General features: G+C 59.0%; 22 protein-coding genes and 2 pseudogenes. 13 read left to right on the top strand and 11 right to left on the bottom strand.

Annotated elements, in window-relative coordinates:
- The first annotated feature begins 77 nt into the window (after positions 1-77).
- Entirely contained in the window at positions 78-2,468 is a 2,391-nt protein-coding gene (locus ACZ0AZ_RS22730) for a TonB-dependent siderophore receptor (protein WP_463538192.1), read from the top strand.
- A gap of 71 nt (positions 2,469-2,539) precedes the next feature.
- On the opposite strand, the gene ACZ0AZ_RS22725 is transcribed toward ACZ0AZ_RS22730, so the two are convergent.
- Both ACZ0AZ_RS22725 and ACZ0AZ_RS22720 read right to left on the bottom strand, forming a co-directional pair.
- Positions 2,540-2,920: a hypothetical protein gene (locus ACZ0AZ_RS22725; protein ID WP_463538191.1), complete on the bottom strand. Its 381-nt coding sequence runs from the start codon at positions 2,918-2,920 to the stop codon at positions 2,540-2,542.
- A gap of 171 nt (positions 2,921-3,091) precedes the next feature.
- Positions 3,092-3,613, bottom strand: coding sequence for a hypothetical protein (locus ACZ0AZ_RS22720; RefSeq protein WP_129999303.1), 522 nt, complete (start codon positions 3,611-3,613; stop codon positions 3,092-3,094).
- A gap of 209 nt (positions 3,614-3,822) precedes the next feature.
- Here ACZ0AZ_RS22720 and ACZ0AZ_RS22715 point away from each other — a divergent pair, with 209 nt between their 5' ends.
- On the top strand, positions 3,823-4,308 hold the full coding sequence (locus ACZ0AZ_RS22715) for a DUF6130 family protein (RefSeq protein ID WP_463538190.1): 486 nt from the start codon (positions 3,823-3,825) through the stop codon (positions 4,306-4,308).
- A gap of 59 nt (positions 4,309-4,367) precedes the next feature.
- On the opposite strand, the pseudogene ACZ0AZ_RS22710 reads toward ACZ0AZ_RS22715, so the two are convergent.
- From ACZ0AZ_RS22710 to ACZ0AZ_RS22700, 3 genes and pseudogenes are all read right to left on the bottom strand, one after another.
- A pseudogene (locus ACZ0AZ_RS22710) lies at positions 4,368-4,636 on the bottom strand (potassium transporter TrkG); the annotation flags it as partial.
- Positions 4,637-4,914: 278 nt separating this feature from the next.
- Positions 4,915-5,325 (bottom strand): hypothetical protein, encoded by a 411-nt coding sequence (locus ACZ0AZ_RS22705; protein ID WP_463538189.1) that lies wholly within the window; start codon positions 5,323-5,325, stop codon positions 4,915-4,917.
- Positions 5,326-5,500: 175 nt separating this feature from the next.
- The gene (locus ACZ0AZ_RS22700; RefSeq protein WP_122880606.1) at positions 5,501-5,812 is read right to left on the bottom strand and encodes a hypothetical protein; all 312 of its coding nucleotides are present in this window, start codon (positions 5,810-5,812) and stop codon (positions 5,501-5,503) included.
- A 355-nt stretch (positions 5,813-6,167) separates the two neighbouring features.
- Between ACZ0AZ_RS22700 and folE the strand changes: the two genes are divergently transcribed.
- The 5 genes from folE (at position 6,168) to ACZ0AZ_RS22675 (ending at position 9,270) form a co-directional block, all read left to right on the top strand.
- Positions 6,168-6,725 carry a GTP cyclohydrolase I FolE gene (gene folE, locus ACZ0AZ_RS22695; protein ID WP_463538188.1) on the top strand — a complete coding sequence of 186 codons (558 nt, stop codon included), beginning with the start codon at positions 6,168-6,170 and terminating at the stop codon, positions 6,723-6,725.
- 45 nt (positions 6,726-6,770) lie between these two features.
- On the top strand, positions 6,771-7,313 hold the full coding sequence (locus ACZ0AZ_RS22690) for a DUF3833 domain-containing protein (protein WP_463538187.1): 543 nt from the start codon (positions 6,771-6,773) through the stop codon (positions 7,311-7,313).
- Positions 7,310-8,020 (top strand): SDR family oxidoreductase, encoded by a 711-nt coding sequence (locus tag ACZ0AZ_RS22685; protein WP_463538186.1) that lies wholly within the window; start codon positions 7,310-7,312, stop codon positions 8,018-8,020. Before ACZ0AZ_RS22690 ends, ACZ0AZ_RS22685 begins: the two co-directional genes overlap by 4 nt.
- 14 nt (positions 8,021-8,034) lie before the next feature.
- Positions 8,035-8,340, top strand: a complete 306-nt coding sequence (locus tag ACZ0AZ_RS22680; RefSeq protein WP_016774774.1) for a DUF6482 family protein — start codon at positions 8,035-8,037, stop codon at positions 8,338-8,340.
- A 126-nt stretch (positions 8,341-8,466) separates the two neighbouring features.
- A complete protein-coding gene (locus ACZ0AZ_RS22675) occupies positions 8,467-9,270 on the top strand; it encodes a DUF1206 domain-containing protein (RefSeq protein WP_039762855.1) in 804 nt (267 codons plus the stop codon).
- A gap of 44 nt (positions 9,271-9,314) precedes the next feature.
- Here the strand turns inward: ACZ0AZ_RS22675 and ACZ0AZ_RS22670 are convergent, their stop codons facing one another.
- Entirely contained in the window at positions 9,315-10,607 is a 1,293-nt protein-coding gene (locus ACZ0AZ_RS22670; RefSeq protein WP_372339889.1) for an Nramp family divalent metal transporter, read from the bottom strand.
- Positions 10,608-10,880: 273 nt separating this feature from the next.
- Here ACZ0AZ_RS22670 and ACZ0AZ_RS22665 point away from each other — a divergent pair, with 273 nt between their 5' ends.
- On the top strand, positions 10,881-12,014 hold the full coding sequence (locus tag ACZ0AZ_RS22665; RefSeq protein WP_463538185.1) for a lactonase family protein: 1,134 nt from the start codon (positions 10,881-10,883) through the stop codon (positions 12,012-12,014).
- 118 nt (positions 12,015-12,132) lie between these two features.
- Positions 12,133-13,374 carry an MFS transporter gene (locus tag ACZ0AZ_RS22660; RefSeq protein ID WP_463538184.1) on the top strand — a complete coding sequence of 414 codons (1,242 nt, stop codon included), beginning with the start codon at positions 12,133-12,135 and terminating at the stop codon, positions 13,372-13,374.
- 1 nt (position 13,375) lies between these two features.
- Here the strand turns inward: ACZ0AZ_RS22660 and ACZ0AZ_RS22655 are convergent, their stop codons facing one another.
- Both ACZ0AZ_RS22655 and rclC read right to left on the bottom strand, forming a co-directional pair.
- The gene (locus ACZ0AZ_RS22655; protein WP_129999295.1) at positions 13,376-13,603 is read right to left on the bottom strand and encodes a DUF2790 domain-containing protein; all 228 of its coding nucleotides are present in this window, start codon (positions 13,601-13,603) and stop codon (positions 13,376-13,378) included.
- A gap of 30 nt (positions 13,604-13,633) precedes the next feature.
- Positions 13,634-14,209, bottom strand: coding sequence for a reactive chlorine resistance membrane protein RclC (rclC, locus tag ACZ0AZ_RS22650; protein ID WP_129999294.1), 576 nt, complete (start codon positions 14,207-14,209; stop codon positions 13,634-13,636).
- 126 nt (positions 14,210-14,335) lie between these two features.
- Between rclC and ACZ0AZ_RS22645 the strand changes: the two genes are divergently transcribed.
- Positions 14,336-15,241, top strand: a complete 906-nt coding sequence (locus tag ACZ0AZ_RS22645) for an AraC family transcriptional regulator (RefSeq protein ID WP_129999293.1) — start codon at positions 14,336-14,338, stop codon at positions 15,239-15,241.
- A 155-nt stretch (positions 15,242-15,396) separates the two neighbouring features.
- Positions 15,397-16,174: pseudogene (locus ACZ0AZ_RS22640) on the top strand (alpha/beta fold hydrolase).
- 27 nt (positions 16,175-16,201) lie between these two features.
- On the opposite strand, the gene ACZ0AZ_RS22635 reads toward ACZ0AZ_RS22640, so the two are convergent.
- Positions 16,202-17,122, bottom strand: coding sequence for a LysR family transcriptional regulator (locus ACZ0AZ_RS22635; RefSeq protein ID WP_016774781.1), 921 nt, complete (start codon positions 17,120-17,122; stop codon positions 16,202-16,204).
- A gap of 153 nt (positions 17,123-17,275) precedes the next feature.
- Entirely contained in the window at positions 17,276-17,905 is a 630-nt protein-coding gene (locus tag ACZ0AZ_RS22630) for a glutathione S-transferase family protein (protein ID WP_400500714.1), read from the bottom strand.
- A 285-nt stretch (positions 17,906-18,190) separates the two neighbouring features.
- Here ACZ0AZ_RS22630 and ACZ0AZ_RS22625 point away from each other — a divergent pair, with 285 nt between their 5' ends.
- Together ACZ0AZ_RS22625 and ACZ0AZ_RS22620 are read left to right on the top strand one after the other, a co-directional pair.
- The gene (locus tag ACZ0AZ_RS22625; protein ID WP_463538183.1) at positions 18,191-20,242 is read left to right on the top strand and encodes a 2Fe-2S iron-sulfur cluster-binding protein; all 2,052 of its coding nucleotides are present in this window, start codon (positions 18,191-18,193) and stop codon (positions 20,240-20,242) included.
- 18 nt (positions 20,243-20,260) lie between these two features.
- The gene (locus tag ACZ0AZ_RS22620) at positions 20,261-20,473 is read left to right on the top strand and encodes a hypothetical protein (protein ID WP_122706258.1); all 213 of its coding nucleotides are present in this window, start codon (positions 20,261-20,263) and stop codon (positions 20,471-20,473) included.
- On the opposite strand, the gene gabP is transcribed toward ACZ0AZ_RS22620, so the two are convergent.
- Complete coding sequence (gabP, locus tag ACZ0AZ_RS22615) at positions 20,470-21,876, bottom strand: GABA permease (RefSeq protein WP_123442439.1); 1,407 nt, start codon at positions 21,874-21,876, stop codon at positions 20,470-20,472. The two genes, ACZ0AZ_RS22620 and gabP, sit on opposite strands and share 4 nt — an antisense overlap.
- Positions 21,877-22,053 lie beyond the last annotated feature (177 nt).

Raw genomic sequence — 22,053 nt, 5'->3', positions numbered from 1 at the left:
TTTCTCATTCTCGTTCGACCTGTAAGGAAGGCCGGAATACAGGCCAGTCTGCCGATGTCCTTTCTTGGAGCGAGAAAATGAGTTCATCCCCTGTTTCGCAGCGCCATCTATTAAGTCGTGCCATGCACGGTGCGATTTTGGGTTTGATCGTGAGCAGCTATGCATTGCCATCGCTGGCGCAAACCTCGGGCGCTGACCACAGCAATCAAGTCAAACAGTGGAACATCGCCCCCGGCCCACTGGCGCCGGCGCTTGACCGCTTTGCGCGCGAGGCTGGCATCAGTCTTTCCTTCGACGCCTCGAGTGTGGCGAACCGCACCACGGCTGGCGTGAATGGCTCGCTCGATACATCGGCAGCGCTGTCATCCCTGCTCCAGGGCAGCGAATTGCAGATCGAACAGCAAGGCCCAAATGCTTACCTGCTGACCCCTCAAGTAAAAACCGCCGGCCCGCTGGAGCTCGACGCAACGGCTGTTGAGGATTACCGTCTCGCCCCGCTCATCATCAATGCCAAGGTCCGGGTCAGTGCCGACGACGACGCCAACTCGGTGGTGGCCAAGGAACTCTGGGTGGGCGGCAAGGTGGCAACCAGCATTCTCAATACACCGGCATCGGTGTCGGTGGTGACCAACAAGGAAATGCAGCAACGCAGCGTCAGCACCACGGAAGAAGCGCTGCAATACACGCCGGGCGTGGTCAGTGACTTTTATGGTACGGATGATCGCAACGACTATTTCCAGATCCGCGGCTTCCAGGCCACCACCTACCGTGACGGCTTGACCCTGAGCTCGATGCGCGGCGTACGCGAAGACCCATTCGCCTATGAGCGCATCGAGATTCTGCGTGGTGCCAACTCCACGCTGTTTGGCCCTGCGGACCCGGGCGGTTCGGTAAATTTCGTGACCAAACAGCCGCGCTTCGAGAAGTTTGGCCAGGGCTATGTCACCTACGGTTCGTTTGACCATGTCGAGACAGGCATCGATGTCGGCGATGCGCTGAACGACGAGAAAACCCTGGCCGGCCGCTTTACTGCCAAAGGCCAGAACAGCGACCGCGAATACGACCACTCGCAGGACGACAACCAATTGTTTATGGGTGGCCTGACCTGGGCACCGACGGATTACACGTCGGCCACGATGATTCTGGACTACCTGAAAACCGAAAGTTCGCCCAACAGCGGCGGCTATCCGCTGGATCGGGAATACGACCGCAGCAAGTTTTATGGCGAGCCCAGCTACAACTTCCACGATGTCGAGCGCACCAGTCTCAGCGGTAACATCACCCATGACTTCGACAACGGTTTCGTGCTGCGCAGCAATCTGCGTTACAGCCAGTTGACCGATGATTTTGGCTACGTGTACCTCAGCGACAGCGCTGCACGTGTCGGTACCAGCGTCGATCGATACCTGTTTGGAACGGACACTGACGCCGACCAGTTCAACGGCAATCTGATGCTGCAATACGATGCCCGCTTCGAGAACATCGACAGCAGCAGCCTGGTGGGCGTGGAGTATCTCGATTCGACCACCAAGGAAAGCTCGGTCTACGCGCTTACAACCCCGATCGACATTGCCAACCCCGTGTTTACTGGCGTTCCACGCTCAATCGCGCCGTATGCCGTCAACAAACGAGACGCAACCACCAAGGCCGTCTTCCTTCAGCAGAACCTGTCGTTTTACGAGCGTTTCATCGTCACCGGGGGCGTGCGCAACGACTCGATGGACTTGACCAGCAAGGGCTTGCAATCCACCGAGAAAGACAACTTCTCCGAAACGTCCTACCGAGGTGCGTTGACCTACATCGTCAACGACGAGGTGTCTACCTATGTGAGCATGGTCGAATCGGTCTCGCCGCCGCAGGTTGGCGTGACACCGCAGACAGGCAGGCAGTACGAAGTGGGTGTGAAGTATGCGCCGATGGGAATGGACGCACTGTTCTCCGCCGCCGTGTATGACCTGACCCAGGAAAACGTCACCATCGCCGTGGTGCTGCCGAGCGGCATCATTGAGCAGCAGACGGTGGGCGAATCGCGGGCGCGTGGCCTCGATCTGGAGGCCAAGGCGCAGGTAACGCAGAACCTCAGCCTGATCGGTGGCTATTCCTACATGGAGTCTGAAGTACTGCGCGGTTCGTTGTACGACGGCAGCTCGCTGAAGGGTAACGAGTTCGCCACGGCACCCAAGCATTCCGCCTCGCTCTGGAGTTACTACGACGTACCCGCCACCGATGTCAGCGTGGGCCTGGGTGCACGCTACGTCGGCGCTTATTACTTCGATGCAGCCAACTCCGGCAAAAGCGATGGCACCACGCTGTTCGACGCCGCCTTCAACTACAAGATCGCCAAGGGCACCGACCTGGCGGTGAACGTCAGCAACCTGCTGGACGAGCAGCACGTGGTCGGCTCCGGCACCGCGAACTTCTACAACCCGGGCCGCGAGATTACCGCCAAGCTGAGCTACAACTGGTAATTAGGCGGGTAGCCTATTTTCTCGTAAAGGAAACGGTGCCCGCTTTATCGCGGGCACCTTCGACTTGGTTATCAACCGCTGACCTCACGCAAAATTCTCTCGAGCTCAGGACGGGTCCACCTCTCCCAAGGGAATACCTCCCGGTCATCGCCGCTGTGCCAATACTCGCCCGCATCAAATGCCTGATAGATCGAAAATGCCGGCTCGGGCATCTCTGCGTACAAGGACAGATCGACGATATCGCTGATGACAATATTCATCACCTCATCACAGTAATGAAAATCGCGGCCGCCGGTGATAAACAGTCTTGCCACTGAGATCGCCAACTGATTGAGAAGATCGCGGCTGTCGATCTGCAGGTGGTCACACATGACACTTAATTCCGTGTTTGGGGCTTTCTCAATCATCCCCAGTACGTAATCAAGCTCGGCATCACTAAGACCTGTGGCCATATGATCAAAGTACTCGTGAGTTCGATTTTGCGATGGATTCAGGACAAGCCTGTTAGAAAGCATTTTGGCAGATTTGCTGTTTAGCGACAGCTATGGTTCGAAAGCAGCTTCTGATTGGGTGGTCCCGTTTTCCCCCGGGGCTTATTCGGCAGAGGTCGACTTGGACTGTCATCAGATAAAGGTGACAAAGCGGGTATCGAGACCCGCGCTTACTGGCGCTAGCGAATTGATCAATACGACCGCATCGTCGCCTTGGTTAAGGTAAATCAAGGTGTCGCCGGTCTCGAACGTCACTTTGAATCCGGCTAGCCAAGTCTCTTGCCCGTTGAGGGAATCAAGAATCCCCTCAACTTCGCAAATTATTTTGTGCTGAAGGTGGCTTGCTGACAGATCTGTAAACAGGCTTTTCATCTTCCAGGAGCAAGTCGCGTCCGGCTCTATATCAAATGAGGTGGGCGCGTCAGTCGGCAATAAATCCGCGCCTACTCGTTCGCCATCACTCAAGAGATACATGGATAAAACTTCTCTCTCGCCAAAACGCCACTCTAGAGAACCAATGTCACCCAAATACTTCTCGTGGTTGAAGTAGTACTGGTAGTACACCAGATCGCTCAGTTGCTTTCCCAAAAGCGAGCGTGCGTTTTGCAGATCCCGCCCAGCTCTTGCCGGAGACGAGGAGTAGCGATCAGGCATCAAGCATCTCGCTTAGCAGTGAATGGACACAGATAGTACACAACACAAGGTGGCCGCTTTTGGGTATTTGGCGATCCGTGACACGGAGATCGGCCAGAAGCGGCCAGTCAGTATCGATGAGATACGTTAGATGATTCCAGTTTCAAATGAGCAGCGGGCAATACCCAGCTTGATCTACGCTTTAATCAAATAATGCGGAGAACCAGATCATGTCCCTCGCTCCCGGAAGTCTATTGGCCCTGGCTGTGGGTGTCTGCTTTTGCACATCCGTGCTCGGACAAGGGGCAGCAGGCAGCGATCCTCCACCGGCGATACTGCCCTTGGCATCCGAAAGTGCGCCGAGACTCATTGCCTACCAGCCGCTTGCCGAGCCGCTCGCCCGTGGAGTGGTCATCATCCAGTTTCGAACAGACCATGCCAGGATCATGCCGGTATTTGGCAAAGTGGCTGCTGAGGTATCGCCACGCTTAGGTCACCTTCACGTGACCGTCGATGACTGGAAAGGTACGTGGGCGCACACCAGTGAAGACCCGATTATCCTGGTCGGGCTTACCCCCGGTGATCACAAAGTTCTGCTGGAAGTGGCCGACCCGACGCACCAGATCATCACCAGTACGACGGTGAGTTTTACAGTACCGGAGAAGAAACCGATGGACGCTCCCCGTACTGACGATGATCACGCGGTAAAGCCGTGACTGCCGTGCTATTCACCGAAACAGGCAACAATCGGCGTCTCTGCCAGCGAATGACTGGCTCAATATCTCCAGAAAACGGGGTCACGAGCACCAACACCGTCAGGATTTCCAACCTGCCTAGCAGCATGCCAACGGTGAGTAGCCATTTGGCCGCATCGGGCAGTGCCGAGAAATTACCTGCCGGCCCGATGATTGTGCCCAGGCCGGGGCCGACGTTACACACCGCCGTAGCGGCACCGCTCAGGGCGGTAATCCAATCAAGCCCGATCAGCGCCAGGCCCAAAGCGATGGCGGCAATCGTGATGGTGAAAAAAAACGAGAAGGTCAGCAGCGAACGGACGATCTCCTCGTCGATGGGATGGCCGTTGTATTTTTTCTCGTGGCCGATTCTCGTGCATCCGATTATGGCAACCCATGAACTCTGACAACCTTAAAACCCGTCCAGACAAGCTAGCGTGTCGAGTACTCGATAGGTCAAAGGCTCGCTGGTTGGCTCGCTCTTGCAAGCTCGCTGAGGCAATAAATCTACATCCATCTCCTTATGGCCGATTATGGGTTTTTATCGGCATACCTGAATGACTGTTTTTGGCCGAAAGCAGGCGGGTATTACCTTGTTTCAGCTTCGTCAGGGGGCCAGCTCTCATAGAAAGAGCCGCCTACAGGGATCGGGTTGCCATCCATATGGTATGCGGCCCATGCCAGTACGTGTGCCATGCGTGCGGCAGCAACTGGCGACAGTCCGCAAGATTCTCTGACTTCGTCTAGCCGTATTCGGCAAACATCGAGGTGGTTTCGAACGCCGGAAAATCCACCAAGATAGAGAAAGAACTCGTCGACAAGGATACCCACGCTTGGAACACCATAGGTGCCGGCCACACCTGGTGCCTCCTCATATATGGCCTTCACATTATGGCCTTCCAAGGCCGCGACAGCGGTGAGTACCTCGCAAAAAGTATCTTTCATGCTGTTGCTGACCCAGAGGTCATAGCTGTTGCCGATAATGATGGGCGCGCCCATGAGTCTTACTCTGATGTCGATAATGGAATGCTGAAGAAGAGGCGTATTCAGCCATGTAGCCAATTTTCAATAGGCCGTCTCCGCTCCGATTATTATCTTTTGGGGCTGGAAAAGGCCATGCGTGGACGGCTGCTTTTGGCCAGAAGCTGCCTCCCAGGCAGCGAACCGTGAATGGTCACTCGTCAAACAAGGTCCAGCCATGACAAATGCCGGCAAAGTCTTTTGCCGTAAAAAATAACGTCAGTTCCTTTGGGTCAAATTCTTTGTAGAGCCAATGCCCAGGAATGGGGCCTCTCGTTATCGCGTATTCCAAGCGGTATTTTTGAACAGGTCCAAAACCGAAGGATCGTGAATTCAACTCAAACCTGTCACCTCTGTTGAGCGCCCATAGCTTTTCAACAAGGCAGTCATCAAGCACCACCTCTCCCGCTACCTCAACCAGATACTTTGAATGAAGTTTCTGTTGAAGCCTAACGCTTCTGGCCATGCATCAACCTACCTATGAACAGTCCGAGCATCGGCGCGATAATACTTGAACATGATGATGACCGCTTTGGGTTGGAAAAAAATGCGTTGGGCGTCCGCATTTGGCCGATAGCTACCATCCGCCACCGGCAGCTATCAGCTGAGACGCTCGTACATCGGCCCCAAGCAAGCCACTCACCAACCCTGGCCCCAGGTTTTTCCTGCCTGAAATCCCAAACCCGCACAAAAAAACCACCGATGCGTTGTCAGCTGATCCTTTTCAGCCTATCTTCAATAAAACCTATACAGCCAACATGTATGCGTACAACCTTTTCGCCCGACAGTGTCCCTAGCCCGCACCGCCACGAGTAACCCGAATGAGCCCACTACTAGCCAGCTATTACCGTGAAATCCTCGTTGGCGTCGGTGAAAATCCTGAGCGCGAGGGTCTGCTGGATACGCCCCAGCGCGCCGCAAAGGCGATGCAATACCTGTGCAACGGTTACGCGATGAGCCTGGAAGACGTTACCAACGGTGCGCTGTTCGAGTCGCAGAGCGATGAAATGGTGATCGTCAGTGATATCGAGCTTTATTCGCTGTGTGAGCACCATATGCTGCCGTTTATCGGCAAGGCGCATGTGGCGTATATCCCCACTGGCCGGGTGCTGGGGCTGTCCAAAGTCGCACGGGTGGTCGACATGTTCGCGCGGCGTCTGCAGATCCAGGAAAACCTTACTCGGCAGATTGCTCAGGCGATCCAGCAGATCACCGATGCTGCCGGTGTCGCGGTGGTCATTGAGGCACGGCACATGTGCATGATGATGCGCGGTGTCGCCAAGCAGAATTCGATCATGACCTCCTCGGTCATGCTCGGTGCCTTTCGCGACAGCTCGACAACGCGGCAGGAATTTCTCCAGCTCATCGGCCGGCGTTAGGCCTATACACAGCCTGTTAACTGTACAAGCTCAAGGAGTAGGAAGATGGCTCGATTTCTGCTGCTGTTAGGACTGGCGCTCAGCATTGCAAGCTGCGGCAGTGTCGATGTTGCTCGTTACGCCGATCAGCAACCGGCATTGAGTCTGGAGCAGTTTTTCAGCCAGCCCGTCAAAGCCTGGGGGATGTTTCAGAAGCGCAACGGCGAAGTGGTCAAGCGCTTTGAGGTCGATATTGCCAGCCGTCGTGAGGGTGAAAACCTGATCCTCGACGAGCGCTTCCGTTACAGCGACGGCACCCGTGAGCGTCGGGTCTGGACCCTCACTCCCGGGAGCAATGGTCAGTGGAGCGGTCGCGCGAACGATGTGGTCGGTGTCGCACAGGGCCAGATCGCAGGCAACACTTTCCACTGGCGTTATCGCCTGAATCTGCCGGTCGACGACTCGACTTACGAGATGAGCATGGACGACTGGATGTACCTGGTCGACGAAGACACGTTGATCAACCGCACCCGTATGTCCAAGTGGGGCTTCGAAGTCGGTCAGGTGACGGTGTTCTTCCGGCGCCAGAACGCTGGAGCGAACCCATGAGCAGTGGGTTGACCCTGGCCTCGTTCGGCGACGGTTATCGCGCCTTGGTGATCGGTGCCAGTGGCGCCCTCGGCACGGCGTTCTGCCAACATTTGAACCAGGATCCACGCTGCGCCAGCGTCCGTGCGCTGGGACGCAAAACCGTGCCGAAGCTCGACCTCGAGCAGCCCGAAACGATCGCCAGCGCCGCCGCCGAACTGGCAGGCGAAGCGCCCTATCACCTGATCATTCACGCGGCCGGCCTCCTCCATCGTGACCGGATCAAGCCGGAAAAAAGCTACAGCGCAATCGAAGCCGAGTCGCTGCAGGCCGTGTTTCAAGTCAACACGCTGGGGCCGGCATTGCTGCTGCGCGACTTTCTGCCATTGCTTGCACCTCAAGGAGCGATGGCGATGCTTTCGGCAAAAGTCGGCAGCATCGGCGACAACCGTTTGGGCGGCTGGTACGCCTACCGCGCCTCCAAGGCTGCGCTGAACATGCTGATCAAGACCGCCGCCATCGAGCTTTCGCGCACTCGGCCGCAGAGTCGCTTGCTCAGTCTGCACCCGGGCACGGTGGTCTCGCCGTTGTCGCAACCTTTTCGCGGAGCCTCAAGCGCCCGCCCGGCAGACATTGCCGCTGCGCAATTACTGAGTCTGATTGACACGCTGACGCCGGCCGATAGCGGCCATTTCTTCGCCTACGATGGAGAACGCCTGCCCTGGTAGGCAAGGAGTGAAGCATGAATCTGCAAACCCTCACCGAACGTGCGGCCAACAGTGAAGTTCGCGAACTGGAGCTGCTGTCACTCGAAGGTGGTTTTTATCTGGCGAGGATTCGCGTGGATCAAGGCCAGTTCACCTTGCTCGATGACGCGGCCAAGCCAATGCACCTGCGTTCGATCACCCACCTGCGCGACTTGCTGCAAACCGTGCCGGCGTTTCCCTGCGTGCTGGTGCAGCAATGCGTGCACGACGAAATGTGCGGCCGGGATTCAGGGCCGGTCGAAGAGCTGCGCATTCCATTTTCGCTGACCACGCCGTTATGACGCCGAAGCGAGGCAAGCGCTGCATGGCAGGCTGATAGGGCGCGCGTCGCCCACCGGCGACGCATTTATCGAACCCCTGCCCCGTCCACGGGTCTGCTTCACATCGATTCCCTGGAAGTAAACCCCATGTCCACTCAACACACGCTTGTCCTGCTTGCCCGAGGCGGATACGCCGCGCGTGGCGTTCTGTATCTGATCATCGGCATCTTCGCGCTGTTGGCAGCGCACGATTCCACCAAACCGAAAGACAGCCACAAGAGCCTTGAAGCGTTACTCAGCCAGCCCTTCGGCTATGTGCTGATTGGTGTTGTGGTCGCCGGCCTGCTGGCCTTCGCCGCCTGGCGTGCGCTGCAAGCGATCCGCGATGTCGACCACCACGGCACCGATCTCAAAGGCCTGGTCATTCGCGCAGGTTTGCTCGCTGGCGGTCTGGTCAACGCGGCGCTGGCCTTCTTTGCCTTGGGTCTGTTGGTGAGTGGCCTCAGGAGTTCGGGCGGTTCCGGCGATGGCGAGACTAAGGATCTGCTCGCGCAGCTGCTGTCATTCCAACACTCGAACCTGTTGATCTACCTGATCGCGCTGATCCCGCTCGGCGTCGGTATCGCCCACATCATCAAAGGCTGGAAGGCTACGTTCGAGAAATATTTCGAAGCGGATGACGAAGTGATGCGCTACGTGCGCCCGGTGTCGCGGTTTGGCTTGATCGCCCGCGGCGTGGTGTTTATCGAGATTGCAGTGTTGATGGCGGTCAGCGGCTCGGTTTATCAAGCGACCAATCCACCCGGCATGAAGGAAGCGCTGGATGCTTTGCAGAATCTGCCGGCCGGCGGCGTGCTGTTGATGCTGATGGCGTTGGGGTTGATCGCCTTCTCGGTGTACAGCTTTTCCGAAGCCGCGTGGCGCCGGATCGAAATGGATGTGCCGCTGTAAGCGGCAATTCGAGGGGGCGTGGTGCCCCCTCGACTGCTTTCCCATCAAGTAAACAGATCAACGCCCAACTGGAACGCTACCCACAGCGCCAGACCTGTAGCAAACATCAGCGCGATGTTTTCAAACAGGTTGTTGCGGTATTGCTTGTCCAGCAGCGATTTCTGGTTGGACATGATCAGCAAGCCCAAAGAAATCACCGGCAGACCAATGATGTTCAACGCGCTGACACCAATGGTCAGGGTGACGAAATCCGGCATGCCCGGCATCGACCAGATCAGCGGCGTGACCAGGATGAACAGCATGAACCACTTGTGCATCGGGTCATGATGGAACTCTTTGCCGTACTTCTCGCGACGCTCAGGACGAACATGCTGGAAGGCATCGGTGATCAGCATCGGAAACGCCGTGGTCTTGCCTGAAATACTGGCGAACAGTGTCGCGAACACGCCGATGAAGAACACGTACCAGCCGATCGGGCCGAAGTAGATTTCCAGCGCCTTGCCCAAGTCAGCCAGGGTTTTCACCTCGATGCCATTGGGGCGCAGGATTTCCGCACCGACGATCCAGATCGCCAGGTTGATGATGATCCCGACAAACACCGCGAACAGCAGATCGTTACGCTGAATGCGCTTGTGCTGCGGCCCGGTCCAGCCTTTCTGGCGCATGACATAGGGGTGCACGAAGTTGGCGATCGAGCCGGCAACCGCGCCGATCACTGAAACCGCTACCAGCAACGCGCCATGCACGCCTTCGTCCGGCGGAATGCTGAAGCCGATGGTGCCTTTGATGATGCCGCTGACATCCGGGCCGGACATCACCGCCAAGGCGATGAATGCCAGGGTCATGATCGCCAGCAGCAGCTTCATCACGCCTTCGATCATTGTGTAGATGTTGCGCCCGACCAGCATCCAGACCGCCAGCACCACCGCCACCGAGCACAGCAATGGCTGATCGATCTTGAACAGCATCGCCAGCGACTCCCCTGCCCCCTTGATCATGTAGGCGTTCATCAAGTGCCCCATCAACAGGGCATAAACCAGCATGAACCAGGCAAACACCGGGTTGAGCTGGGCGTAGCCCTGCAGAATGGTCATGCCCTGGTTATTGCACAGCTGGAACCGGGCAATGATGTTGACGATCAGGTATCTAAGCAACAGCGAGACCGCCAGCACCCACATCATTGCGTAGCCGTAGTTCGCACCGGCCACTGAAGACGTGATGAGATCGCCCGCACCGAGCCACGACAGCACGGCAATAATGCCGGGGCCGAGCAGTTTCAGCGTACGCAGGAACAGGTTTTGCGGTTTTGCAGCGGCCTGATGATCGAGTGGAGCCATGCTCGTCATAGGGTATCTCCGTTATTGTTTTTGTGAGAGTTGTTGCACTGCGCACATTAGGTAGGATGTCGTACAACAACGCTAACGGCAGAGTATGTAAAAATGTGTCAAACCTCCCTGATTAGCCTCCATCCCGATCATTTCTGCTGATAAAAATCATCTAGCACGCGCATGCTAATGAGCTTTGGCGACGTTGCGGGGCTACTAAAAAGCCGTTGATGCCCTAGCCAATCACTCATAGGATGACTGATCACAACAACAATAAGGCTGGAAATGATGAAAACAACCCTCTTGATCGCTGCGCTCGCCTCCACGTTGAGCGTGACGGCTAATGCCGCTACTTACGCTTACATTTCAAGCCCCGGCGACGGTCTGATCTCGCAATACCGCCTCGATCAAAACAACGGCGCACTCACCCTCATCGAACAGGTCCAGGCGGGTGATCAAGTCAATCCCATGGCCCTCACCCCGGACGGCAAGGTGCTGTTTGCAGCCTTGCGGGTCAAGCCCTTCCAGGTCGTGGGTTATCGGATCGATCCCACAAGCGGTCACCTGACAAAATTTACCCAGGCCCCCCTGGCAGAAAGCATGGCCTACCTGTCGACCGACCGAAAAGGACGCTACCTGCTCGCGGCCTCGTACGGCGCAGATACCCTCAGCGTGCAAAAGATCGGCGAAGATCATCAACCTTCCGCCAATATCCTGCGCTACCCGACCGGCCTGCATGCGCATTCGATTCGCACCGAGCCGAGCAACCGCTTTGCCTATGCGGGCAATCTGGGCACTGACAAGGTGCTGCAATATCGCCTGGACGCCAAAACCGGCGAGCTCAGCCCGATCGGCAGCGGCTCGGTCAGCGTCCCGGAGAAAACCGGCCCTCGGCACCTGGCATTCTCGCCGGACGGCAAATTCCTTTATGTCGTTGGCGAAATGAGCGGCACCGTGACCGCGTTTTCAATCGACGAAACCAGCGGCGCATTAACGCAAATCGCTGAAGCCAATGGCATTCCCCAGCGTTTGAAGCTGGCCCACGGCGAAGTTCGGGATGCGCGCAACAACGACTTGAAAGACGACCCGACTCCACGTATCTGGGCCGCTGACCTGCGCATGTCGCCGGACGGAAAACTGCTGCTGATGAGCGAGCGCACCAGCAGCAGCGTCTCGGCTTTTGCCGTGGCCCCGGCCTCGGGAGGGCTCAAATTTCTCGACAACTACCCGGTGCAAGAACAACAACCGCGCAACATCGCCTTCTCCCCCGATGGCCACTGGCTGCTGGTGACCGGCGAGAAAAGCGCCAAGGTCGGTACGTACGCGGTGAGCAAGGATGGCGCGTTGAAGCGTGTCGGTGAAGCGGCATCCGGCAAAGGCGCATTGTGGATCGAGATACTGCAAACGCCTGACGCATGAATATCTGCGGAGCAGCAACTGCTCCGCCGTTCTGCAACTAATCCCCTGCCGCTTCGGTCATTAGGATTGCCGAGGTTGATACATTTTCGCAGGCCTCACTTTCAAGAGACTGCCCACCGTGATCAGCCATCTCGATCGCCGCAACAACCGCTCGCTGGACAGTCTGAATTTCTTTCTCGCCGATGTCCGCGACGGCCTCGGGCCCTACCTCGCCATCTACTTGCTCGCCGTACACCACTGGGACCCGGCCAGCATCGGCGTGGTCATGACTCTCGCCGGTATCGCTGCACTGATCACGCAGACACCGGCCGGTGCGCTGGTTGACAACAGTCGGGCGAAACGGGCGCTGGTCATCATCGCCGCGCTGTTGGTCACGGCGAGTTGTCTGCTGCTGCCGTTCATTTCTTCATTCAGTCTGGTGGCATTGACCCAAGCCTTGAGCGCGGCGGCAGCGTCTATTTTCGCTCCGGCGATTTCCGCGATAACGCTGGGCATCACCGGCCCGCGTGCATTCACCCGGCGCACCGGCCGCAACGAGACGTTCAACCATGCCGGCAGCGCCTGCGCGGCGTTATTGGCCGGTTTGTTTGCCTATCTGTTCGGTCCGGTGGCGGTGTTTTATCTGATGGCCGTCATGGCCTTGGCGAGCGTAGTTGCCGTGCTGTTCGTTTCGGCAGAAGCGATAGATCACGATGTCGCGCGCGGTTTGCAGCCTGGCGATCAAAGCCATCAGCCGTCCGGATTCAAGGTACTGCTGAGCAATCGCCCGTTGCTGATGTTTGCCCTGTGCTGCGCGCTGTTTCACTTGGCCAACGCGGCGATGCTACCGCTGGTGAGCCAGAAACTCGCCCAAGCCAACTTGCACATGGCCACGCCGCTGACGTCGGCGTGCATCGTCGCAGCCCAACTGGTGATGGTGCCGATGGCGCTGCTGGCCGGTGCGAAAGCCGATGTCTGGGGACGCAAACCGTTATTGCTGGCGGGTTTTCTGATCCTGCCGCTGCGTGGCTTGCTCTACACCTTCTCGGATGATCCGTACTGGCTGGTCGCCGTGCAGCTGCTCGACGGCGTCGGCGCTGGGCTGTTCGGCGCGCTGTTCCCGGTGATGGTCAAGGATCTGACCCTCGGCTCCGGGCATTTCAATGTCAGCCTCGGCGCGCTGACCACAGCGTTTGGCCTGGGCGCGGCGCTGAGCAATGGACTGGCCGGATTTGTCGTCGAGGCCGCCGGTTACAGCGCGGCATTCCTGACCCTTGCCGGGGTTGCAGCGGCTGCGTTTCTGCTGCTGTTGATCGGTGTTCCGGAAACGCTGCAGCGGACTGAGAAATTCGAGTCCGCTGCAGTTATGGGCCAAACCTAAGCTAATCGCCACCGCAGCCATCGCCCAAAACGCTGTAAGTGGCGACATGCCGCTGACCTTGACTGTCTTCATAGACGACCTCCACCGGAACAATTCCGCAGGCAGCGCTGGTGTCGGTAATGCTGATGGTTTTGGCGATATCCAGTGGCACGCCGGTCTGTGCAGGTTCGGTGGCGGCGAACACATTGCCGGCGAGGATGGCCAGGGTTAAAGCAAAAAGCGTTTTCATGGTGTGATCTCTCTATAAAGGATGAGGAATTCAGGCCTGACGTTCAGTCAGCAATTGGCGCGCGGAATCGGCCATGACCGGCAGCGCTCCGGCGAGCATCAGGACGTCTTTGAGCACCAGGCGTCCGGCGCCGGACAGATAGGGAAAGCCGTGCTGACCATCGCCCAGCGCAGCGACCCAGGCTTCAGGTGTGGTTATGAGAAAGCTCAGGGTCACCAGCGGCGTAGCGAACGCCAGCGCGCCACCGAGCAGGCCGGTGCGGCGGGAAAGCGGGTTGGACAGGACCAGCAGACCGATGAGGATTTCCACCACGCCAAGCCCGGTGGAAAAGCCGTAGGTGTTGTTCGCGGTCTGCCAGGTGCGCTTGTCGGCGTTCAGCTCGCCCTCATGGGTCAGGTGCGCCTTGTAGTCCTGCGGGTGTTCGTAGAAGAACGACATCACCGGGCTGTTGGCGACGAAGGGCGTGATGCTGTCGGCTTCGTACGGGACGAATTTCAGCGCGCCGATCCACAGGAACACGATGGCGATGGCCACGCGCATCAGCGGGATGCCGAGGCGATCGAGTTTGCCGAGCTGTTGTAGTCCGGCGTTGATTGAGGTGAACATGCGACTTCTCCAGAGCAATGAAAGTGGAGTCAGTCTGCGGTGCTACCGAATCGTGCTTTTGTCGGTCATGCTCAACGTCTTGCTCAATCGTCTCAACTTTGCGGATTTCCATCGTGATGGGTGCCAATGAACTCGCTCGATAAGCTCATCAGCCTGGCCAACGTGCGCGGCAGCCTCGATCTGCGTTGCCAGTTCCAAGGCGATTGGGCGCGCGATCATCAACAGGAAGCCTTGGGCAAGGCGCCCTATCACATCGTGCTCAAAGGTGAATGCCGCGTAGAACTGGCCAGCGGGCAACGCCTGGCGATGCGCGCTGGCGATATTCTGTTGTTGCCACGGGGTACGCCGCATGTGCTGCACAGTGCCGGCAAAAACGTAGCGCCGATGTCGCCCACGCTGATTCCCGGCGGGGTGTTGCCGATTTATCGGCTGGGTGGCGCGAGCGCCGATCTGGACATGCTCTGCGGTGGCTTTCATTACAACCGCGCATCGATGCTGTTCGCCGCCCTCCCCGATTACCTGTTGATTGCCAACGATGGTTTGCCGGTGGATGCGCCGCTGACAGCCCTGGTCGCGCTATTGCGCAGCGAAGCCGACAGCGAACAGCCGGGTGCACGCTTTCTCCTCGATTCACTGTCCCAGGCCTTGTTCACCTTGATTCTGCGTGCGCACCTGGCCCGTGCGGAGCAGGACAAGAGCACCCTGGCGCTGCTCGGCGACCAGCGCCTCGGCCGGACCTGTCAGGCGATACTGGCCAATCCGGCGCACGAATGGACCATCGAAGCCATGGCCGACATCGCGAACATGTCCCGCGCGACGTTCATGCGCACCTTCGCCCGAGTCGCTGGCGTGTCGCCGTGGGTGCTGCTGACCCAGTTGCGCATGGAGCTGGCGTTCAGTCTGCTCAGCCATTCGCATCTGGGCCTTAACGATATTGCCGTGCAGGTCGGCTATCAGTCGCAAGCTGCATTCAGCAAGAAATTCAAGGAAACTTACGGCGAGGCCCCGGGCAAGATTCGCCGCGCGATCTGAATGGATGGATCGCTTTGTATCAGCGTGTAGCTTTCGCCAACCCAGATACACCCGCATGCGAAGGCCGGCCGTGCGCACACATAACTGACACATTTAGCGCGCTAAATACCCCTGTCGCTTCCATTCCTACCCTAATCAAACGACAGGACATCACCATGAACAAAGTCTTCGCTACCCTCGCCCCTTACCGCCGCCGTGTTCGGTGCCACCGCAGCGTTCGCCGCGCCGGTCAAACCTACCGTAGTGCTGGTGCACGGTGCCTTTGCCGATTCGAGCAGTTGGAACGGCGTGGTCAAGATTCTCGAGAAGGATGGCTACCCGGTGATCGCCGCTGCCAACCCGCTGCGCTCGGTCAAGGGCGATGCGCAATCGGTGGCGGATGTGCTGGCCAGCGTGAAAACTCCGGTGGTGTTGGTCGGGCACTCGTACGGTGGCCCGGTGATCAGCGAAGCCGCTTACGGCAATTCCAATGTCAAAGCGCTGGTGTACGTCGCCGCGTTCGCCCCGGAAAAGGGCGAAACCGCAGCCGAATTGTCCGGCCGTTTCCCTGGCAGCACCCTTGGCCCGACCCTGTCGGCCCCGGTTGAGCTGGCCGATGGTGGCAAGGATTTGTACATTCAGCAGGACAAATTCCATGAGCAGTTCGCAGCCGATGTTTCCCCCGCTGATGCGAAGCTGATGGCCGCCACCCAGCGCCCGGTGACCGTCGCCGCGCTCAACGAAGCCGCCACCGAGCCTGCATGGAAAACCGTGCCGTCGTACTTCGTCTACGGTGACCAGGACAAGAACATCCCGGCGCAAGCCCTGGCGTTCATGGCCGAACGCGCGCACTCCAAGCAGACCGTCGTGGTCAAAGGCGCTTCGCACGTGGTGATGGTGTCCAATCCGAAAGCCGTTGCCAGCCTGATCGAAACCGCTGCGGCCGCAAAGTGATCCAGCGCTGAGTTGAACCTTGAAGCCTTAGCCGTGAACCCTGTTCACGGCTTTCAGCGCTGGATGATGTTGTAGACGTTCGCTGAGGAAATCGACAAACGTGCGCACCTTCGCCGGTACGCGCGGATGTTTCAGATAGACCAGTTGCACCGGTAACGCCGGCGGCTCAAAGGCCTGCAACACCAATTCCAGTTCACCGGCCGCGACCTGGCTGGCGACTTGATAAGACAGCACCCGGGTAATGCCCCAACCGGAACTGGCGATGTTGATCGCCGCCTGATTCGCCGTGACCACCAGACGCGGCTCGAAGCGAAAACTCAACGGGCCATCGGCATGGGCGAATTGCCAATCGCTGAGCAAATGACTGGCGGACGACATGACGATATTGGCGCGGCTCAGCTCGTTCGGATGTTGCGGTCGGCCATAGCGGGCGAAGTAATCGGGGGTGCCGCAGATCACTTGGCGGACCTCGCCGACCTTGATTGCATGCTGATTGTTTTCGTGCAGATGACCGATGCGCACGGCGACATCAATGCCCTCCTCGGCCATGTTCACTACGCGATCAACCAGCAAGGCCTTCAGATGCACCGAAGGAAACGCATCGACGTATTGCGCCAGCAACGGCGCGATGAACAACTCGCCAAACAACACCGACGCGGTCACGCTCAAGTGCCCGCACGGCACCCGATAACTGCCGGCAGCGGCTTCTTCGGCTTCGTCGACATCGCAAAGGATTCGCCGGCAATCGTCCAGATAACGATGGCCGGCCTCGGTCAGATGCAGGCTGCGCGTAGTGCGCGACAACAGACGCGTGCCGATGCGTTGCTCCAGCGCAGCGATGGCGCGGGTGACGCTGGGGGGCGAGGTGTTCAAACGCCGCGCCGCCGCCGCAAAGCCACCCTCCTCGGCCACGGCCAGGAACATGCGCATTTCCTGAAAACGATCCATAGACGGGAACCTGTAAAAAACCTCGAAAACACAGTGAAATCATGTGGGAGCGAGCCTGCTCGCGAAGGCATTCTGTCAGTCAACATCACCGTTGAATGACACACCGCTTTCGCGAGCAGGCTCGCTCCCACAGGGGATGTGCATCGTTGTGAGTCAAGCTGTTTGCAGGCCCACCGCTGTACGCTGCATGCCGACGAACTTGGGCAGCGCCTCGACCCGTTCCAGCCACGCCCGCACATTCGGATAATCCTCAAGCGAGACATTGCCTTCCGGCGCGTGGGCGACGTAAGTGTAGGCGGCCACATCGGCAACGGTTGCCTTGTCGCCGGCAAGGAATGCGCTGTTGGCCAACTCGTCTTCCATCACTTGCAATAAAGCGTGGGAACGCTTGATCGCATCAGCCGCGTCGTAACCGGCGCCGAACACAGTGATCAGGCGCGCCGTGGCAGGACCCGAGCTGATCTGCCCGGCTGCCACCGATAACCACCGCTGCACCTTGGCTTGCTCGACCGGATCGCTCGGCAGCCACTGGCCGTTGCCGTATTTGCTCGCCAGATAAACCAGAATGCCGTTGGAATCCGCGAGCACCGTACCGTTGTCATCAATCACCGGCACTTGGCCGAATCGGTTGAGGGCGAGGAATTCAGGGGTTTTGTGCGCGCCCTTCATCAGGTCGACGAACACCAGTTCGGTCGGCACATCCAGCAGGGACAGCATCAACTCGACGCGATGCGAGTGGCCGGACAACGGATGGCGGTACAGTTTGACGGCTGACTGAGACATGACGTGCTCCTGGATTATCTGAGGTCGACCCGCTGATCGTGTCGATGGGGCTCATCCTGCTCCCCTGCCGCAAATCGCGGAATCCTCAGCCAATACAATCGAGCATTTCAGCCAGTGAAATAATCACCCTCCTCCTTAGGCGCGCGTAGGGATCATTTCACCGAGTGAAACAGTGGATTGCAGTTTCTGGCCATTCCCTCGCAACCGGCCGGGGGCGAACATGAGCCCACTTGAGCTTCAGCCCCAGGCGGCTCACCGGCCCGTTTGTACCCGAGGAGAATCGAAATGGACACAGCGTCGAAACCGCAGCCCTCGCCCTGGCATGAAGGTGAGCTGACCCTGCAACGTGCCGTCGGCGCGGTGGAGATGATGGTCGGTGTCGGCCAGCGGCAACTGGCCCGCGACTGGATGCCGGACCAGCACCGCGAGTTCTATGCGCAACTGCCCTTCGTCGTGCTCGGTGCCGTTGATAGCCAGGGCGATCCGTGGGCGACGCTGCGCACCGGTCAACCGGGGTTCATGGATTCGCCGTCGCCACAGGTGCTGAAGATCAAACTCGACGCGCAGCCCAACGACCCGGCCAATCAAGGCCTGCAACCCGGCGATGCGATCGGCATGCTCGGCATCGAGCTGCACACCCGTCGGCGCAATCGCATGAACGGCAACATCAGCCGCCGCGAGGACAACAGCCTCGAGATCGCCGTGACCCAGGCCTACGGCAACTGCCCGCGCTATATCAACCTGCGCCATTACGCCTTCGTCGATGAGACCACCGACACCGCGCTCGACCTGCCGGTCAGCGAACCCTTGGTGCGCGACATGATCACCGCCGCCGATTCGTTCTACGTGGCCACCTATGTGGTGCGCGACGGCGAGCGCCAGGTCGATGTGTCCCATCGCGGCGGCAAGTCCGGCTTCGTGCACATGGACGAGGACGGCACCCTGACCATCCCGGATTTCTCCGGCAATCTGTTCTTCAACACCTTGGGCAACATTCTGCTCAACCCGCGCGCCGGGCTGACTTTCATCGATTTCGAAAGCGGCGATCTGTTGCAGATGACCGGCAGCGCAGAAGTGCTGCTCGACGATCCGCAGATCGCCGCGTTCCAGGGCGCCGAGCGCCTGTGGCGCTTCAAGCCGCAGCGCATCGTTTACCGTCAGGCCGCGCTGCCGCTGCGCTGGGCCGAGCAGCCGCAAGGCGATTCGCCCAATTCGCAAATGACCGGCAGCTGGGAGCAGGCCCGCGAGCGTCTGCAGGCCGAAGCGCTGCGCAATCAATGGCGCGCGCTGCACGTCACGCGGGTGGTCGATGAGAGTCCGCAGATCCGCTCCTTTTACCTGCAAGCCAACGACGGCTTCGGCCTGCCGCGCTTCGAACCGGGCCAGCACTTGCCGATCAAGGTCTTGCTCGACGGTCAGGACGCCGCATCGATCCGCACCTACAGCGTGTCCAGCGCGCCGTCGGACGAGTTCCTGCGCATCAGCGTCAAACGCGATGGCTCGGTGTCTTCGCATCTGCATGATCGGGTGCAGGCATTGGACTTGATCGAAGCGCGCGCGCCGCAGGGCGATTTCACCGTCGACGCCACCGAACGCCGGCCACTGGTGCTGTTGGCCGCAGGGGTTGGGGTGACGCCGTTGCTGTCGATGCTGCGCGAGGTGGTCTATCAGGGCAAACGCATCAGCCGCATGCGCCCGACCTGGGTAGTGCAAAGCAGTCGCACCGTCGAGGATCTGGCCTTTCGCGATGAAATCGACGCCTTGGCCGCGCGTGCAGGCGACAAGGTCAAAGTGCTGCGCGTGGTCAGCCAGCCGCCGCTGGAAGCAACAGCGCAGGGCTACGACCATGCCGGGCGCATCGACATCGCCTTGCTGAAAAGCCTGCTGCCGCTGGATGACTACGATTTCTACCTGTGCGGCCCGGGCAGCTTCACTCAGGCGCTGTACGACGGCCTGCGCAAAATGCGCATTCCCGATGATCGCATCCACGCCGAAACCTTCGGCCCGTCGACGCTGATCCGCGACGTCGAAATCAGCACCCCGGCGCCGCCGCAAGTGCCGGTCGCGGAAGAGCCGGTCAAGGTGTTGTTTGCCACGTCCGGCAAGGAAGCACGCTGGGAACCGGGCAGCGGCACCTTGCTGGAACTGGCCGAGGCACGTGGCTTGAATCCGGAGTTCAGCTGTCGCGGCGGTTCCTGCGGCACCTGCAAAACCCGCCTTACCAGCGGCCAGGTGCATTACCTCACCCCGCCGGCCATGCGCCTGGCGGACGACGAAGTGCTGATCTGCTGCGCCGCCCCGGCGCAGGGCAGCGACACCCTGGTGCTGGATGTTTGAATGTTGAGGAGGTGCGCCATGAAGCCGTATGCAGAAACCAACGTGGTTTGGCCGCAAGAGAACACCGGACTGTCCGCCAGTGAATGCGAACGCAGTTTTTTACTGCCGCAACTGATGGGCTCGCTCGCCGGTGAAACCTGCGCGTTGACGGGCTCATTCAATCAACGTGAGCATCTGCCTTCAAGCCCGAACGGCTGGTTTTCCCGCGGGCTCAAGGCGTTGTTTGCTTAGGCTTTGCTAACAGCCGCCACCCTGCCCGCCGGCCGGTGCTGGCGGCTGGTGACCAGGCCAATGAACGAGATCAGCAGCGCCAGGCCAATGGTCGAAGTCACTTCCAGGCGATGTTCAGGGGTGATCATCATCACTGCCAACGCCGCGCAGATAAAGGCGATAACCAGCCAGGTGAGCCAGGGAAACAGCCACATGCGCAAGGTCATTTCGACCTTTTCCCGTTCCAGTCGGCGGCGCATGCGCAACTGCGAAATGGCGATCACCAGATACACCAGCAAGGCAATCGCGCCGGAGCTGGCGAGCAGGAACTGGAACAGCCCGGCCGGCATGAAATAGCTGAGTAACGTCACGCCTGCGCCGATCACCGTGCTGGCAATGACCGCCGCGCGCGGCACACCGGCGGTCGAAGTCACCTTCAATGCCGGCGGCGCATCACCGCGTCGGCCCAGCGAATAGAGCATGCGCGAGGAAATGTAGATCGACGAGTTCATGCAACTGGCCACCGCGATCAATACGACCACGTCGACGAGGAATTTAGCGTTGGGGATGTTCATCAGTTCCAGTGCGCGCTGGTAGGAACCGACCGAGGCGAGCTGCGGGTCGTTCCACGGCACCACGGAAATCACCACGAAGATCGACAGCAGATAGAAAATGCCGATGCGCCAGATCACCGAGCGCGTGGCCTTGGCAATGTTCTGCGCCGGATTGTTCGATTCCGCAGCGGCGATGGTCACCGCTTCGGTGCCGATAAAACTGAACATGATGGTGATGAACGCGCCGACCACCGCCGACATGCCGTTGGGCGCAAAGCCGCCATGCTCGGCCATCAGCGTGCTCAAGCCACTGGCTTCGCGTTCGGGAATCCAGCCCATCAGCACCGCAAAACCCAGACCGATGAAACCGATGATTGCGATGACCTTGGCCATGGCGAACCAGAATTCGAACTCGCCGTATTTCGACACGCTGAACAGGTTGGTGATCACCAGCAGCACGATCGACAGCAAAGCGAACAACCACGCATCGACCTGGGGAAACCACTGATTGAGCACGTGCCCGGCGGCCAGTGCTTCGATGGGAATCACCAGCACCCAGAACCACCAGTAGAGCCAGCCAATGGTGAACCCGGCCCAGCGGCCAATGGCTTGATCGGCGTAGGTGGAAAACGAGCCGGTGTCGGGGTGCGCCACGGCCATTTCACCGAGCATGCGCATCACCAGCACGACCAGCAGACCGGAGAACAGATAAGCGAGCAGCACCGCAGGTCCTGCGGCGGCGATGGCGTGGCCTGAGCCAACGAAAAGTCCTGCGCCGATGATGCCGGCAATGGAAAGCATGGTGACGTGACGCGGTTTGAAACCTTGCGCCAACTGACCGTTGGAGTCCTTGGGGTTCAGGCTAGTCATGGGTTCTTATTGTTCTCATGATCGACGTTTGGGCCACTGACTGAGCGTCAGGCGATCATCATTTCCGGTGGCGGCATCAGGCGAAAGCTGCGACGCAGACGCTTTGCCGACGAAATGATGCTTCACCTTACGTGGCCCGACCGCCGCGCAACTAGCCTGAGTGCGGCATGCCGATGT

It is taken from the genome of Pseudomonas sp. AC239 (assembly GCF_979258545.1).
Note: the sequence above shows the minus strand (reverse complement) of the source record. Positions and strands in the feature narration are given on the sequence as shown.

Coding starts and splice junctions, on each gene's coding strand:
- ACZ0AZ_RS22730 (WP_463538192.1), top strand. CDS start 78: ATGAGTTCATCCCCTGTTTCGCAGCGCCATCTATTAAGTCGTGCCATG.
- ACZ0AZ_RS22725 (WP_463538191.1), bottom strand. CDS start 2,920: ATGGCCACAGGTCTTAGTGATGCCGAGCTTGATTACGTACTGGGGATG.
- ACZ0AZ_RS22720 (WP_129999303.1), bottom strand. CDS start 3,613: ATGCCTGATCGCTACTCCTCGTCTCCGGCAAGAGCTGGGCGGGATCTG.
- ACZ0AZ_RS22715 (WP_463538190.1), top strand. CDS start 3,823: ATGTCCCTCGCTCCCGGAAGTCTATTGGCCCTGGCTGTGGGTGTCTGC.
- ACZ0AZ_RS22705 (WP_463538189.1), bottom strand. CDS start 5,325: ATGGGCGCGCCCATCATTATCGGCAACAGCTATGACCTCTGGGTCAGC.
- ACZ0AZ_RS22700 (WP_122880606.1), bottom strand. CDS start 5,812: ATGGCCAGAAGCGTTAGGCTTCAACAGAAACTTCATTCAAAGTATCTG.
- folE (WP_463538188.1), top strand. CDS start 6,168: ATGAGCCCACTACTAGCCAGCTATTACCGTGAAATCCTCGTTGGCGTC.
- ACZ0AZ_RS22690 (WP_463538187.1), top strand. CDS start 6,771: ATGGCTCGATTTCTGCTGCTGTTAGGACTGGCGCTCAGCATTGCAAGC.
- ACZ0AZ_RS22685 (WP_463538186.1), top strand. CDS start 7,310: ATGAGCAGTGGGTTGACCCTGGCCTCGTTCGGCGACGGTTATCGCGCC.
- ACZ0AZ_RS22680 (WP_016774774.1), top strand. CDS start 8,035: ATGAATCTGCAAACCCTCACCGAACGTGCGGCCAACAGTGAAGTTCGC.
- ACZ0AZ_RS22675 (WP_039762855.1), top strand. CDS start 8,467: ATGTCCACTCAACACACGCTTGTCCTGCTTGCCCGAGGCGGATACGCC.
- ACZ0AZ_RS22670 (WP_372339889.1), bottom strand. CDS start 10,607: ATGGCTCCACTCGATCATCAGGCCGCTGCAAAACCGCAAAACCTGTTC.
- ACZ0AZ_RS22665 (WP_463538185.1), top strand. CDS start 10,881: ATGATGAAAACAACCCTCTTGATCGCTGCGCTCGCCTCCACGTTGAGC.
- ACZ0AZ_RS22655 (WP_129999295.1), bottom strand. CDS start 13,603: ATGAAAACGCTTTTTGCTTTAACCCTGGCCATCCTCGCCGGCAATGTG.
- rclC (WP_129999294.1), bottom strand. CDS start 14,209: ATGTTCACCTCAATCAACGCCGGACTACAACAGCTCGGCAAACTCGAT.
- ACZ0AZ_RS22645 (WP_129999293.1), top strand. CDS start 14,336: ATGAACTCGCTCGATAAGCTCATCAGCCTGGCCAACGTGCGCGGCAGC.
- ACZ0AZ_RS22635 (WP_016774781.1), bottom strand. CDS start 17,122: ATGGATCGTTTTCAGGAAATGCGCATGTTCCTGGCCGTGGCCGAGGAG.
- ACZ0AZ_RS22630 (WP_400500714.1), bottom strand. CDS start 17,905: ATGTCTCAGTCAGCCGTCAAACTGTACCGCCATCCGTTGTCCGGCCAC.
- ACZ0AZ_RS22625 (WP_463538183.1), top strand. CDS start 18,191: ATGGACACAGCGTCGAAACCGCAGCCCTCGCCCTGGCATGAAGGTGAG.
- ACZ0AZ_RS22620 (WP_122706258.1), top strand. CDS start 20,261: ATGAAGCCGTATGCAGAAACCAACGTGGTTTGGCCGCAAGAGAACACC.
- gabP (WP_123442439.1), bottom strand. CDS start 21,876: ATGACTAGCCTGAACCCCAAGGACTCCAACGGTCAGTTGGCGCAAGGT.